The organism is Amycolatopsis sp. CA-128772 (assembly GCF_002904295.1).
Classification (GTDB): Bacteria; Actinomycetota; Actinomycetes; order Mycobacteriales; family Pseudonocardiaceae; genus Amycolatopsis.
Map to the genome: position 1 here is coordinate 66146 of NZ_PPHG01000096.1, position 14170 is coordinate 80315.

Genomic DNA, 14170 nt, shown 5'->3' on the forward strand with positions numbered 1-14170 from the left:
GAAAACGCTGTCATACAAGCAAAAACCGGACCATCCGCGGCCGCGACACCGCCGCGTGGGTGAACCACACTGTTGACAGGTTGTCTAACATGACAGAATGTCTCACAAGTGGGTGACCGCCAGCGACGGTGTCCGCCTCTCCGTCACCATCGACGGCCGGAGTGACGGCCCCACGGTCGTGCTCGTGCACGGCTACCCGGACAACAGCTCGATGTGGGCCGGGGTAGCCGCGTCACTGCGGGTGAAACACCGGGTCGTCACCTACGACGTCCGGGGTGCGGGACAGTCGGACAAGCCGTCGGGACGCGCGTCCTACCGGCTGGACCAGCTGGCCGACGACCTGCGGGCGGTCGTCGAGGCGGTGCAGCCGACCGGCCGGGTGCACCTGGTCGCCCACGACTGGGGCTCGATCCAGACCTGGCACGCCGTCACCGGCGAGGGCCTGCGCGGGCGGGTCGCCTCCTACACGTCGCTGTCGGGCCCGAGCCTCGACCACGCCGGCGCGTGGTTCCGCGCCCAGCTGCGCCGCCCCACGCCGAAGCGGCTCAAGAACGCGCTGAGCCAGTTCCTGCACTCGTGGTACATCCTCGCGTTCCAGGTCCCGCTCGTTCCGGACCTGCTGTGGCGCACGGGCTTGCTGGGCCGGCAGATCCAGCGGATGGAGCCGGACGCGGCGCCGCCGGAGAAGTCCGACGGCCGGCACGGGCTCGAGCTCTACCGCGCCAACATGTTCACCCGGCTGTCGCGGCCGGCGCCCCGGCCCGCCGACGTCCCGGTGCAGGTGCTGGCCCCGACCGAGGACGCCTACGTCACGACCCCGCTGCAGACCGAGGTCGCCCGCTGGGTGCCGGACCTGCGGATCCGCCGGATCGTCGGGACGCACTGGGTGACGCGGGCGCGGCCGGAGGTGGTCGCCACCGCGGCCGCCGAGCTGATCGAATACGCCGAAACCGGCTCGGAAAGCCGCGGGCTGCGCCGGGCCCGCGTCGACGCCGGGCCGTTCGAGCACAAGCTGGTCGTCGTCACCGGCGCCGGCGGCGGGATCGGGCGGGCGACCGCGCTCGCCTTCGCCGCCGAGGGCGCCGACGTCGTCATCACCGACATCGACCCGGCGGCCGCCGCGGAAACGCTGAAGCTGCTGGGCGGCCACGGCCTCGGTGAGTACACAGTGGACTCTTCGGATGGCGAGGCCGTGCCCGCCTTCGCCGAGCGGGTCCGCGCCGAGCACGGCGTCCCGGACATCGTGGTCAACAACGCCGGCGTCGGGATGTCCGGCCCGTTCCTCGACACCTCCGTCGAGGACTGGGAACGCGTTATCGACGTGAACCTCTGGGGCGTGATCCACGGCTGCCGCGCGTTCGCGCCGATGCTCGCCGAGCGCGCCGAAGGCGGCCAGATCGTCAACCTCGCCCCGGCCACGGCCGAGTTGCCCTCGAAGGTCCGCTCCGCCTACGCCACGACGAAGGCGGCCGTGCTGACGCTGAGTGTCTTCCTGCGGGCCGAGCTGGCGGCCGACCGCATCGGCGTCACCGCGGTGTGCCCGGGGAAGGTGCGGAACGGCTCCGGGGGTCTCGCCCGGGATGTCCTTCGGGCCGTGGAAAAGGACATCGCGATCGCACCGTCCACTTCGGAAGCGAAGGCCGTGTTGGTCCTTTCGCGACTGACGCCCGGCGTGCTCCGCAAGGCCGGGACGCGGTGACCGAACGCCGGCCGCGGCGGATGTCGCCGCAGGCCCGCCGCGACGACCTGATCCGGGCCGCGCTCGACCTCTTCGGCTCGCGGGCGCCGGAACTGGTCACGGTGGACGACATCGTCGCGCGCGCCGAGGTGTCTCGGCCGTTGTTCTACCGGTACTTCTCCAGCCTGCGCGAGCTGCAGGTCGAGGCGCTGCGCACGGTCACCGACGGGCTGATCGACGGCCTGGCCGGGCTCGAGGAGGGTGCGCCGGAGGTGCGGCTGCGCGCGGCCGTCCGCGGCCTGATCGACGTCGCCGACCACTACCGCGCGGGCTACATCGCCCTGCTGCGCAGCGGTTCGGTGATCGCGACGTCGGACACGGACGCGGCGATCGACGAGGTCCGCCACCGCGCGGTGGCCCTGATCCTGGACGCCCTCGGCGTCACCGACCCCTCACCGCTGCTCTCGCTCACCCTGCGCTGCTGGACGGCCGTCGTCGAGGGGGCCCTCCTGAGCTGGCTCCAAGAACGCACGGTGCCGCGCGAATCCCTGGACACCTGGCTCGTCGACCAGCTCACGGCCATGCTCGCCACCACCGCCACCCACGAACGAACCGGCACTTTCACGTGAAAGTGCCGGTTCGGGCGCGGGTCAGTGCTTGGTGACCAGTTCCCAGCCCTCGACGTCCTCGGGGGTGCGCGGCGCCGGGCCGACGTACTTGGCCGAGGGCCGCACGAGACGTCCGGTGCGCTTCTGCTCCAGGATGTGCGCGGCCCAGCCGGCGGTGCGCGCCGAGCTGAACATCGCGGGCATCATGTGCGGCGGAACCTGCGCGAAGTCCAGGATGACCGCGGCCCAGAACTCGACGTTGGTCTCGATCGGGTGATCCGGGCGCCGCTCACGCAGCTCCTTCAGCGCGGCCTGCTCCAGCGCGGCGGCCGCCTCGTAGCGGGTCGCGTCGAGCTCCCGGCAGGTCCGGCGCAGCACGCGCGCCCGCGGGTCCTCGGCGCGGTAGACGCGGTGGCCGAAGCCCATCAGGCGTTCCTTGCGGTCGAGGATGCCCTTGACCAGGCCCTCGGGGTCGCCGGTGCGTTCGACTTCTTCGATCATCGGCAGCACGCGCGCCGGGGCGCCGCCGTGCAGCGGGCCGGACATCGCGCCGATGGCGCCGGACATGGCCGCCGCGACGTCCGCCCCGGTGGAGGCGATGACGCGGGCGGTGAAGGTCGAGGCGTTGAGGCCGTGTTCGGCGGCCGACACCCAGTACGCGTCCAGCGCCTTGACGTGCGCCGGGTCCGGCTCGCCGCGCCAGCGGATCAGGAACCGCTCGGTGATCGAGTGGGCCTCGTCGACGCGGGCCTGCGGGACCGCGGGCTGGCCGATGCCGCGCGCCGACTGGGCGACGTAGGACAGCGCCATCACCGAGGCGCGGGCCAGCTGCTCGCGGGCCTCTTCGTCGGTGATGTCGAGCAGCGGGCGGTACCCCCAGATCGGGGCGAGCATGGCCAGCGCGGCCTGGACGTCCACCCGGACGTCGCCGGTGTGCACCGGCAGCGGGAACGGCTCGGCGGGCGGGAGGCCGTGACCGAACCGGCCGTCCACGAGGAGGCCCCAGACGTCGCCGAAGGTCACCTTGCCGGCGAGGTCCTCGATGTCGACGCCGCGGTAGCGCAGGGCACCGCCGTCCCGGTCGGGTTCGGCGATTTCGGTGTGGAAGGCGACGACGCCCTCCAGACCCGGTCGGAAGCCGTCGTCGGGTTGGCCGGACGGCTGTGGCTTGCTGATCGTGGAGGTAGTCACTGTTTCGCGAAACCTTTCGGTGCGCTTTTCCCCGGCTGGTTGTTGCTGGTCGCGCGGTTGGGACAGAGCGCACTGAACGCGCGCCACATCGCACGGATGGATAGACCTTGCTCTCTTGACCGGCCACTGGCAATCGAAAGAAGCGGTGGTTTCGGTCACGATTACGAGAACGATTCAGTCACACGTCCGGTCAGACCGGAGAATTTTCACCACTCAGTGTGACGAGGCCCAGGTAAATCCTGTGTTTCCGAACCGGGCGGTGCCGGGTTACGGGTGATAGACCTAGCGGATGCACCTCAGCCCGCAGGAGCGCGACAAGCTGCTCATCCACGTGGCGGCGGACGTCGCGCGGAAGCGGCTGGACCGCGGTGTCCGGCTCAACTACCCCGAGGCGGTCGCGCTGATCACCGACCACGTCCTCGAGGGCGCCCGCGACGGCCGCACGGTCAGCGAGCTGGTGGCCAGCGGCCGGACCGTGCTCGCCCGGGCGCAGGTGCTCGACGGCGTGCCCGAAATGGTCGACTCCGTGCAGGTCGAAGCCACTTTCCCGGACGGCACGAAGCTCGTCACCGTGCATGACCCGATCGTGTGAGGAGCAGCGTGCGCCCAGGCGAGATCATTCCCGGTGCCGAACCGGTCGAGCTGAACCCCGGCCGCGCGCGCGTCCGGCTGCTGGTGCGCAACCTCGGCGACCGGCCGGTGCAGGTCGGCTCGCACTACCACTTCGCGGCCGTGAACCCGGGCCTCGAATTCGACCGGGACGCCGCCCGCGGCCACCGGCTCGACGTGCCGGCCGGGACGTCGGTGCGGTTCGAGCCGGGCGTCGAGCGGGAAGTCGACCTCGTTCCCCTGGCCGGCGCGCGGCGGGTGCCGGGGCTGCGGTCCGAGTTCGCGGGAGACTTCTGATGCCGCAGATCGACCGCGAGCGCTACGCCGAGCTGTTCGGCCCGACCACCGGCGACCGGATCCGGCTCGCCGACACCGACCTGCTGATCGAGGTCACCGAGGACCGTTCGATGGGCCCCGGCGGCTCCGGCGACGAGGTGCTCTTCGGCGGCGGCAAGGTCATCCGCGAGTCCATGGGCCAGGGCACGGCGACCCGGGCCGAGGGCGCGCCGGACCTGATCATCACCGGCGCGGTGATCCTCGACCACTGGGGTGTCGTCAAGGCCGACGTCGGCGTCCGTGACGGCCGGATCGTCGGCATCGGCAAGGCGGGCAACCCGGACACGATGGACGGCGTCGACCCGGCCCTGGTCATCGGGCCGTCGACCGAAGTGCTGTCCGGCAACGGAAAGATCCTCACCGCCGGCGGCATCGACTGCCACGTCCACTTCATCTGCCCGCAGCTCGTCGACACGGCGCTGGCCGCCGGGCTGACCACTTTGGTCGGTGGCGGCACCGGCCCCAACGAGGGCACGAAGGCCACCACCGTCACGCCCGGCGCGTGGAACCTCGGCCGGATGCTGTCCGCCATGGACGGTTACCCGGTCAACGTGCTGTTGCTGGGCAAGGGGAACACGGTCCGGCACGAGGCGCTGCGCGAGCAGCTGGCGGCGGGCGCGGGCGGGTTCAAGCTGCACGAGGACTGGGGTACCACGCCGGCCGCCATCGACGCCTGCCTGACCGTGGCCGACGAAGCCGGTGTCCAGGTGGCCATCCACACGGACACGCTGAACGAGGCCGGCTTCCTGGAGTCCACTGTGGATGCCATTGGCGGGCGCTCGATCAACGCGTACCACACCGAAGGCGCCGGCGGCGGCCACGCGCCGGACATCATCCAGGTCGTCTCGCTGCCGAACGTGCTGCCGTCGTCGACCAACCCGACCCGCCCGCACACGGCCAACACCCTCGACGAGCACCTCGACATGCTGGTGGTCTGCCACCACCTCAACCCGTCGGTGCCCGAGGACCTCGCCTTCGCCGAGAGCCGGATCCGGCCGACCACGATCGCCGCCGAGGACGTGCTGCACGACATGGGCGCGATCTCGATGATGAGCTCGGACTCGCAGGCGATGGGCCGGATCGGCGAGGTGATCATCCGGACGTGGCAGACCGCGCACGTGATGAAACGCCGTCGCGGCGCCCTGCCCGGCGACGGCGCGGCCGACAACCTGCGCGCGCGTCGCTACGTCGCCAAGTACACGATCAACCCGGCCATCGCGCACGGCATGGAGACCGAGATCGGCTCGGTCGAGGTCGGCAAGCTCGCGGACCTCGTGCTGTGGGAGCCGAAGTTCTTCGGCGTCCGCCCGCACGTGGTGCTGAAGGGCGGCTTCCCGGCGTGGGCGGCGATGGGTGACGCGAACGCGTCCATCCCGACGCCGCAGCCGGTCATGGCTCGCCCCATGTTCGGGGCGAACATCGGGGCGGCGCTGAGCCTGCACTTCGTCGCGCCGTCCGCTTTGGACAGTGACCTGCGCGAGCGGTTCGGTATCACGCGGCCGCTGGTCGCGGTGTCGAACATGCGGGCGCGGACCAAGGCCGACATGGTGCTCAACGACGTCACGCCGGATGTGCGCGTCGAGCCGGACAGCTTCGCGGTGCACGTCGACGGCGAGCTGATCGAGCCGCAGCCGGTGACGGAACTGCCGATGGCGCAAAGGTATTTCTTGTTCTGATGGACCTTTCGGCGCTGATTCTCGCGGACTCCCGCTTCCCCGGCGGTGGCCATGTCCACAGTGGCGGGTTGGAGGAGGTCGTCGCGCGCAAGCTGGTGACTTCCGTGCGCGACCTGCCGGGCTTCCTTTCCGGACGGTTGCGGACGGCGGGGTTCCTGGCGGCGGTTTTCGCCGCTGCTTCGGGGCATGCGGCCGTCGCCGGCGGAAACTGGTCGCTTTTGGACAGTGAGCTGGATGCACGCACTCCGTCACTCGCGCAGCGCGAGGCGTCCCGGGCGCAGGGCCGCGGGACCGCGCGGGCCGGGCGGATCGCGTGGCCTTCGCCGGTTCTGGAGGGGCTGCTGGCCGAAACTCCGCGGCCGCATCACCCGATTGTGCTGGGTGCGCTGGTCGGGATCGCGGGTGGCTCGCCCCACGACGCGGCGATGGCGGCCGCGTACCTGTCGGTGAGCGGGCCGGCGAGCGCGGCCGTGCGGCTGCTCGGGCTGGATCCCTTTGCCGTCAACGCCGTGGTCGCGCGGCTGGACCTCGCGGCCGTCTGTTCGTCCGCCGCCGCCGTGGCGGGCGACGACCCGGCGTCGCTGCCGTCGCCGGGTTCGCCCGCGTTGGATCTGTTCGCCGAGGCCCACGCCCGGCATCACCAGGAAGAGGTGCGTCTCTTTGCCAGCTGAAGGCCATGGCCACTTTCACGCGGTCAGCTTCGACCCGACGGTCAGCGAACCGGACCACTACGACCCGGCGCCGGCCGCGGGCCGCGCGTACCGGATCGGCATCGGCGGCCCGGTCGGCTCGGGCAAGACGGCGCTGACCGCGGCGCTGTGTCGCGCGTTGGGCGACGAGGTCAACCTCGCCGTCGTCACGAACGACATCTACACGACCGAGGACGCGGACTTCCTGCGCCGCGCGGGCGTGCTCGACCCGGAGCGGATCGAGGCGGTGCAGACGGGTGCGTGCCCGCACACGGCGATCCGCGACGACATCACCGCGAACCTCGACGCGGTCGAGCGCCTGGAGGAGAAGTTCCCCGGCCTCGACCTGGTGATCATCGAGAGCGGCGGCGACAACTTGACGGCGGTGTTCAGCCGCGGCCTGGCGGACAGCCAGATCTTCGTGGTCGACGTGGCCGGCGGCGACAAGGTACCGCGCAAGGGCGGCCCGGGCGTGACGACGGCGGACCTGCTGGTGATCAACAAGACCGACATCGCCCACCTGGTCGGCGCGGACATGGAGGTGATGACGTCGGACGCGCACCGGATGCGCGGTTCGCTCCCGGTGATCACCCAGTCCCTTGTGGACACCCCGGACGCCCCGGCGGTGGCGGGCTGGGTCCGTTCCCTGCTGTGAAGGCCCACGCCCGCCTGACGGCGTGCTTCGACGGCTCGCGCACGGTGTTGCGCGAGCTGCGCTCGATGGCGCCGTTGACGTTGTTCCCGCGACGGCGTCCCGGCCCGACGGCGGTGGTGCACCTGGTCAACTCGGCGACATCGCCGTTGGGCGGGGACGATCTGTTGTTGTCCGTCCATGTCGGTCCGGGGGCTTCCCTGCGGCTTTCCGGTGTCGCGGCGACCCTCGCCCTGCCCGGCCTCCACGGCGAGTCTTCGTTGTCTACTGTGGACGTGGTAGTGGAGGACGGCGGGTCGTTGGAGTACCTGCCGGAGCCGACGGTGGTGACCGCCCGGGCGCGGCACAACGCGGTCTTCCGTGCTTCGCTGGCTTCGGACGCGTATCTGCACACGCGGGAGGTGCTGGTGCTGGGGCGGGCTGAGGAGAAACCCGGTTCGTTGGTGACTTCGTTGTCGGTCGCGCGGGGTTCGGTGCCGGTGCTGCGCCAGACGCTTTCGGTGGGTGATGCGGGTTTGGACGGAAGCTTGGCGGTGCTGGCGGGCCGCCGGGTGCTGGCCACGGACTTGGTGGTCGGCGGCCCGGAGCTCCCGGCGGCGTCGGGGGAATGGTGGTCGCGGAGCCCGCTCGCCGCGGGCGGAACGTTGGTGACTTCGCTGGCACCGGATGCCGTGACGGCGATGAAGGGGCTGGCCGAGGCGTTCTGAGCAGCCCCCGGTTTCCACGCTACCGGGGGCCACCGACAGTTCCGGGAGACTCGATTGCCGGCGGCCCGATCCTCCCCGGCCCGCGCCGCTGGCCGGGGAGGCCCCCTGCGACCTCCCCGGCCGGCGGGCCCCTCAGAACTTCGTGCCCAGCCAGGTCATCGCCGCCGGGCCGCCGATCGACACCCCGGCGATGTGCTCCAGCAGCGGGAACTCCTGCCACGTCACCCGTGCCCCGAGCGCCTTCCAGCGGTCTCGCAGCCCCGCTCCCACGCTGAACGGGATCAGCTCGTCCAGCGTCCCGTGGTACAGGTACACCGGCGCCTTCGGGGCCACCGTCCCCAGGTAGTTCTCCGTCAGCCGGGCCTGCCAGCGCGGGTCGTGGATCGGGTCCGGGGTCGTCACGAAGTCCTGCAGGTGCGCGAACGGTGCCGCCGCGCCCAGTTCCAGCGTGCACGCCAGGGTCACCCGGTTCACCGCCTCGCGGCCGCGGTCGTTCAGGATCGAGGTGAACGGGACGTCCGGGTACGCCGCCGCGAAACCCGTTGCCGCGCCGAGGACGAGGCCGAACGCCGCGCCGCCGTCGTTCGATGCGAACACCGCGTTCAGGTCCGCCGGGACGCCGCCCGCCGCCACTCCGACCACGTTCACCGATGGCGCGTACGTCGCCTGCAGCTCCGCCGCCCACGCCGCCGCCTGGCCGCCCTGCGAATAGCCGAACACGCCCACCGGGCCGGACGGGGACAGCCCCGCGCCGGTGACCCGGGATGCCGCGCGCGCCGCGTCGAGCACCGCGTGGCCTTCGGACCGGCCGACCGCGTACGTGTGCGTGCCCGGCGTGCCGAGTCCTTCGTAGTCCGTGACGACGACCGCCCAGCCCTGGGTCAGCGCCTGGGCCAGCAGGGCGCTTTCGTTCTCGATGCCGTGCGCGAGGAGGTTCGAGGGTGCGCACTGGTCGCCCAGGCCGTGCGTGCCGACCGCGTACGTGATCAGGGGACGCGGGCCGCCGCGCAGCCAAGGTGCCTGCGGTACCAGCAGCGTGCCGGAGACCGCGTTCGGCGCGCCGGTCGCCGACGTCGAACGGTACAAGAGGTGCCAGGCCTTGACCGGGGCCGGGAAAGGACCGGCGAACACCGTCGTCGGCTGCTGTTCCAGCAGGACACCCGGTTCGGCCTGGGCCGCGGGGGCGGCTGTCACGAACAGGAGCGCGACGGCGACCAATAACCGACGAAGCATCGTTGCCTCCGGTTGTGTGGTAATCGAGGTTTTCACAATTTAGCCAGGCCGGTAGGATCCGGCAATCCCTCAGAAGGAGGAGACAACCGTTGGCTCGCACGTACGGCGGCGTCCCGCCCGAGCAGCGCCGGGCCGACCGCCGCGAGCGGCTGCTCACCGCAGGGCTCGAGCTGTTCACCTCCGCCGGCTTCCGGCACACGAAGATCACCGAGGTGTGCGCCCGCGCCGGGGTGTCCACGCGGAACTTCTACGAGGAGTTCACCGGCAAGGAAGACGTGCTGCGCACGCTCCACGACCGGATCAACAGCCTCGCGCTGGAGCACGTCACCGCCGCGCTCGACAAGGTCGCCGAGGCCGACGCCATGACCCGCATCGCCACCCTGCTCGACGTCTTCATCGACACGGTCACCGTCGACCCCCGGCTGCCCCGGCTCAACTACGTCGAGGCGGTCGGCGTCAACGCGGAGCTGGAAGAACAGCACCAGCTGTGGGTCGACCGCTGGGCGACCTTCATCGAGACGGAGGCGCGCCGCGCGGCCGAGCACGGCGCCGCGCCCGACCGCGACTACCGGCTGACGGCGATCGCCCTGGTCGGCGCGGCCACCGGGCTGCTGCGCGAGTGGCAGGCGCACGAGCCGCCGCTGCCGGTCGAGGACGTCGGCGCGGAGCTGCGCGCGCTGATGCTGGCGGCCATCATGCGGCCGGAAAAAATCTTGGAATTCCCGGGCAACCGCGGCGGGCCCTCGGACGTGAAGGAGTAGAGCCGGGAGGGGGACCCGGGGGGAGGCCGGCTCGCGTGAGGGCCCTTTCCCGGCAGCGGACGCCGGGAAAGGGTCCTCACGGACGTTACGGGGTCCGGACCGCCGGCAGGCCCAGCGAGACCGGGCCGGTGGTCCGGCACACGTCGTGGCAGGTGTTGTCCAGCGTGCAGCACAGCGAGCAGATCGGGCCGTCCTGCTTGGCGCAGTCGGCGACGTCCGGCAGTTCGTACGGGTCGCCGCACACCGAGCAGGTGTGCGTCGCCCGCAGGTCGACGTCGACGTCCGGACCGGCGACCGTGTTCGGCCGCGCCAGGTAGTACCGGCCGCGGGTCAGCACGGCGAGCGTCGGGACGCCCGCGATGGCGATGACCAGCGCGAGCAGCGGGCTGAACGCGGCCAGGAACGGCCCGAACGCGCCGAAGTACGCCACGATCGACACCGCCGACGCGACCACCATCGAGCCGAACCCGACCGGGTTGATCTTGTGCAGGTAGGCCCGCTTGAACTCGATGTACCGCGGCGAGAGGCCCAGCGGCTTCGCGATCACGAGGTCGGCGCACACCGCGCCGATCCACGCGATGGCGACGTTCGAGTAGAAGCCGAGGATCTTGTTCAGGAAGCCGAACGCGCCGAACTCCATCAGCGCGAGCGCGATCCCGCAGTTGACCAGCACGTACCAGACCCGGCCGGGGTGCTTGTGCAGCACGCGGGAGAAGAAGTTCGCGAACGAGAGCGAGCCGGAGTAGGCGTTCGTCGTGTTGATCTTGATCTGCGAGACGACGACGAACAGCGCGGCGAACGTCAGCGCGACCGGACCGAGCGCCGGCTTCACCGCTTCGAGGTACGGCGCGATCGGCTCCAGCGCGTGCGCCTTGCCGACGACGCCGAGTGCGAGGAACGCCAGCAGCGCGCCGCCGATCTGCTTCGCGGCGCCGAGGATGACCCAGCCGGGCCCGGCGGCGAGCACCGCGGCCCACCACGACCGCTTGTTTTCCGCCGTCTTCTCCGGCATGAACCGCAGGTAGTCGGCCTGCTCGCCGATCTGCCCGATCAGCGACAGCGCGACGCCCATGCCGAGGCCGAACCCGATCGCGGAGAACCCGGAGCCGGTGCCCTCGGTACCGCCGAAGCGCGCGAACTCGGCGAACTTGCCGGGTTCGCGGACCAGCACGACGACGAACGGCAGGACCAGCCCGGCGATCCACAGTGGCTGCGTCCAGGTCTGCATCTTCGCCACCGCGCCCATGCCGTAGAGGGCGAAGGGCAGCACGATGAGCGTGGCGAGCAGGTAGCCGATCGGCAGCGGGATGCCGAGGGCGAGCTCGAACGCCTGGCCCATGATCGAGCCTTCGAGCGAGAAGAAGATGACGGTGAAGCTCGCGTACACGAGCGACGTCAGCGTCGACCCGAAGTAGCCGAAGCCGGCTCCCCGGGTCAGCAGGTCCATGTCCACTCCGGACTTCGCGCAGGCGGCCGCGATGGGCACGCCGGTCACGAAGATGACGACGGCCGCGGCGAGGATCGCCAGGACCCCGGAGGTGAAGCCGTAGGAGAGGACGATGCTGGCGCCGATCGCGAAGTCGGCGAGGTAGGCGATGCCGCCCAGCGCGGTCGTCGCGACCACGAACGGGGACCATTTCCGGAACGAATGCGCGGCGAAGCGGAGTGAGTAGTCCTCGCGGTTTTCGTTCGCCGCGAGCGGGGCGTACCGGCGTTTCGGCGGGGCGTTCTTTTCTGCGCTGGACAGGGTCTCGGTCATGCCTGCCTCCGGGGTGGTGGGGAACGCGCCGAAGGTAGGTCTTTCCTGTATCGATCCTGGTCCGGCAGGTAACGCAGGGGTTACGGCTTGTTGTCCTGCGGTTACGGCCGGATGGCGGGGAGCGGGTGTCGGGTGTCACCGTTAGGTGGGTTCCGCTGCCGGTCGCGAAGCCCTAACGTGCCTAGAGCCGAAGTCGACTGATGCCCCGACCGGGCGTGGAGGTTTGGCGATGATGCCGGAAATCGAGGACCAGGTGGAAGACGCCGTAGTACGCCTTCCCGGAATGCGCGTGGCCTACGACGGCGCGGCGTTCGACGAATCCGCGCTCGCCGCCACCTGGACCGATCAGCTGCAGGGCTGGCTGAACCAGGCGGTCGCGGCGGGTGTCGCGGAGCCGAACGCGATGGTCCTGGCGACGGCCGACGCCGAAGGCCGCCCCTCCTCCCGCACGGTCCTGTGCAAGGGCCTCGACGACCGCGGCGTGGTCTTCTACACGAACTACACGTCTTCGAAGAGCCACGACCTGACGGCGACCCGCTACGCGTCGGTGACGTTCCCCTGGTACGCGCTCCACCGCCAGGTCCACGTCCGCGGCGAGGTCGAGAAGGTCGGCGTCAAGGAGACGGCGGAGTACTGGGCCCAGCGCCCGCGCGGGTCTCAGCTGGGCGCGTGGGCTTCGCCGCAGTCGCGTGTGGTGGACGGCCGCCGGGCGCTGGACAACGCGCTGCACGGCATCGAGCGCCGGTTCGCCGACGTCGAGCGCATCCCGGCCCCGCCGCACTGGGGTGGCTGGCGGATCCGCCCGGACCTGGTCGAGTTCTGGCAGGGCCGCGAGGACCGCATGCACGACCGGCTGCGGTACGTCCGCAACGACGACGGCTGGAACATCGAGCGCGTCGCCCCGTAGGACCGGCGGCCCCGGGCGAGGTAAATCACCTGCGCGGAGATAGTTAGCCCCGCTAAGCTGATCTGTCGTGACTGGTGAACCGGGGACCGTGCCGCCCCGCTCGGGTGTCCGCAAGCTCCTCGGCCGCATCGTCGTCGACACGCGGCCGCTGAAGATCGTGGCCTTCCGGCGGCTCTGGCTGTCCACTGTGGTCACCGCCGTCGGGACGCAGCTGACCGCCGTCGCCGTGCCCAAGCAGGTCTTCGACCTCACCGGGTCGTCCGCCTACGTCGGGCTCACCGGGCTCGTCGCGCTCGTGCCGCTGCTGATCTTCGGGCTCTGGGGCGGCGCCGTCGCCGATGCCGTCGACCGGCGGAAGCTGCTGTTCGTCACCAACGTCGGCGTCGCCATCACCTCCGCGCTGCTGTGGCTGCAGGCCTTCGCGAACTTCGGTTCCGTCTGGCTCGTCCTCGGCCTGCTCGCCGTCAACCAGGCGTTCTTCGCGATCAACATGCCCACGCGTGGCGCCGTCGTCGCCCGGCTCGTGCCCGCCGAACTGCTGCCGTCCGCGAACGCGCTCAACACCACCATGTCCACCTTCGGCGCCGTCTTCGGGCCGCTGCTCGCCGGCGCGCTGATCCCCGTGCTCGGGCTCTCCACGCTCTACCTGGTCGACGTCGTCGCCCTGACGATCACGCTGTTCGCCGTCTGGCGGCTGCCGTCGATCCCGCCGCTGAACGGCCCCCCGCGCCGCGCCGGCCTCGGCGACGTCGTCGACGGCTTCCGGTACCTGTCCGGCCAGAAGGTGCTGCTGGCCTCGTTCGTCGTCGACATCATCGCGATGGTCTTCGGCATGCCGCGGGCGCTGATCCCGGAGATGGCCGAGCGGACGTTCGGCGACCCGCCGGGCGGCGGCCCCGCGCTCGGCTGGCTCTACGCCGCCCTGCCGCTGGGCGCGATGCTGATCGGGCTTTTCTCCGGCTGGCTGACGCGCATCCACCGCCAGGGCGTCGCGGTCGTCGTGTCGATCTGTGCGTGGGGCGCGGCGGTCGCCGCGTTCGGGCTGGCGCACTCGCTGTGGCTCGCCGTCGTCTTCATGGCGCTGGCCGGCGCCGCGGACATGGTCAGCGCGGTCTACCGGATGGCGATCCTGCAGGTCGCGACGACCGACGAGATGCGCGGCCGGCTCCAGGGCGTGTTCACGGTGGTGGTCGCGGGCGGTCCCCGGATCGCCGACCTGACCCACGGCTGGGGCGCGGCCGCGTTCGGCACCACGGTGGCCGCCACCGGTGGCGGCTTGCTGGTCATCGTGCTGGTCTGCGCGTCGATGCTGCTGCTCCCGGCGTTCTGGCGCTACCGGGCGCCCACGGCGTGAACTATCCGGG

The 14170-nt window shown here is 71.2% G+C and carries 14 protein-coding genes; 11 read left to right on the plus strand and 3 right to left on the minus strand.

The window, feature by feature from the left end; translation table 11 throughout:
- Window positions 1–112: 112 nt before the first annotated feature.
- Both C2L59_RS43040 and C2L59_RS43045 read left to right on the plus strand, forming a co-directional pair.
- Entirely contained in the window at window positions 113–1699 is a 1587-nt protein-coding gene (locus tag C2L59_RS43040) for an SDR family oxidoreductase (protein WP_103355343.1), read from the plus strand.
- A gap of 20 nt (window positions 1700–1719) precedes the next feature.
- Window positions 1720–2307, plus strand: a complete 588-nt coding sequence (locus C2L59_RS43045; protein WP_103355463.1) for a TetR/AcrR family transcriptional regulator — start codon at window positions 1720–1722, stop codon at window positions 2305–2307.
- 21 nt (window positions 2308–2328) lie between these two features.
- Here C2L59_RS43045 and C2L59_RS43050 read toward each other — a convergent pair whose 3' ends face one another.
- Entirely contained in the window at window positions 2329–3477 is a 1149-nt protein-coding gene (locus C2L59_RS43050) for a citrate synthase 2 (protein ID WP_103355344.1), read from the minus strand.
- Between the two features lie 289 nt (window positions 3478–3766).
- Between C2L59_RS43050 and C2L59_RS43055 the strand changes: the two genes are divergently transcribed.
- Genes C2L59_RS43055 through C2L59_RS43080 form a run of 6 tightly spaced genes read left to right on the plus strand, consistent with a single transcriptional unit; the run spans window position 3767 to window position 8146 of the window.
- The gene (locus C2L59_RS43055; protein WP_103355345.1) at window positions 3767–4069 is read left to right on the plus strand and encodes an urease subunit gamma; all 303 of its coding nucleotides are present in this window, start codon (window positions 3767–3769) and stop codon (window positions 4067–4069) included.
- An 8-nt stretch (window positions 4070–4077) separates the two neighbouring features.
- Complete coding sequence (locus tag C2L59_RS43060) at window positions 4078–4383, plus strand: urease subunit beta (RefSeq protein ID WP_103355346.1); 306 nt, start codon at window positions 4078–4080, stop codon at window positions 4381–4383.
- Window positions 4383–6098, plus strand: a complete 1716-nt coding sequence (locus C2L59_RS43065; protein ID WP_103355347.1) for an urease subunit alpha — start codon at window positions 4383–4385, stop codon at window positions 6096–6098. Before C2L59_RS43060 ends, C2L59_RS43065 begins: the two co-directional genes overlap by 1 nt.
- Window positions 6098–6769, plus strand: coding sequence for an urease accessory protein UreF (locus tag C2L59_RS43070; RefSeq protein ID WP_103355348.1), 672 nt, complete (start codon window positions 6098–6100; stop codon window positions 6767–6769). Before C2L59_RS43065 ends, C2L59_RS43070 begins: the two co-directional genes overlap by 1 nt.
- On the plus strand, window positions 6759–7442 hold the full coding sequence (gene ureG, locus C2L59_RS43075) for an urease accessory protein UreG (protein ID WP_103355349.1): 684 nt from the start codon (window positions 6759–6761) through the stop codon (window positions 7440–7442). The genes C2L59_RS43070 and ureG overlap by 11 nt, the downstream gene beginning before the upstream one ends.
- Entirely contained in the window at window positions 7439–8146 is a 708-nt protein-coding gene (locus C2L59_RS43080) for an urease accessory protein UreD (RefSeq protein ID WP_103355350.1), read from the plus strand. The genes ureG and C2L59_RS43080 overlap by 4 nt, the downstream gene beginning before the upstream one ends.
- Window positions 8147–8278: 132 nt before the next feature.
- Here the strand turns inward: C2L59_RS43080 and C2L59_RS43085 are convergent, their stop codons facing one another.
- On the minus strand, window positions 8279–9379 hold the full coding sequence (locus C2L59_RS43085; protein ID WP_103355351.1) for a lipase family protein: 1101 nt from the start codon (window positions 9377–9379) through the stop codon (window positions 8279–8281).
- Between the two features lie 89 nt (window positions 9380–9468).
- On the opposite strand from C2L59_RS43085, the gene C2L59_RS43090 reads away from it, so the two are divergent.
- Window positions 9469–10140 (plus strand): TetR/AcrR family transcriptional regulator, encoded by a 672-nt coding sequence (locus tag C2L59_RS43090; RefSeq protein ID WP_103355352.1) that lies wholly within the window; start codon window positions 9469–9471, stop codon window positions 10138–10140.
- An 85-nt stretch (window positions 10141–10225) separates the two neighbouring features.
- Here the strand turns inward: C2L59_RS43090 and C2L59_RS43095 are convergent, their stop codons facing one another.
- Window positions 10226–11899, minus strand: coding sequence for a cytosine permease (locus tag C2L59_RS43095; protein ID WP_103355353.1), 1674 nt, complete (start codon window positions 11897–11899; stop codon window positions 10226–10228).
- A 229-nt stretch (window positions 11900–12128) separates the two neighbouring features.
- Here C2L59_RS43095 and pdxH point away from each other — a divergent pair, with 229 nt between their 5' ends.
- Complete coding sequence (gene pdxH, locus C2L59_RS43100; protein WP_103355354.1) at window positions 12129–12806, plus strand: pyridoxamine 5'-phosphate oxidase; 678 nt, start codon at window positions 12129–12131, stop codon at window positions 12804–12806.
- Between the two features lie 88 nt (window positions 12807–12894).
- A complete protein-coding gene (locus C2L59_RS43105; protein ID WP_370444833.1) occupies window positions 12895–14160 on the plus strand; it encodes an MFS transporter in 1266 nt (421 codons plus the stop codon).
- Window positions 14161–14170 lie beyond the last annotated feature (10 nt).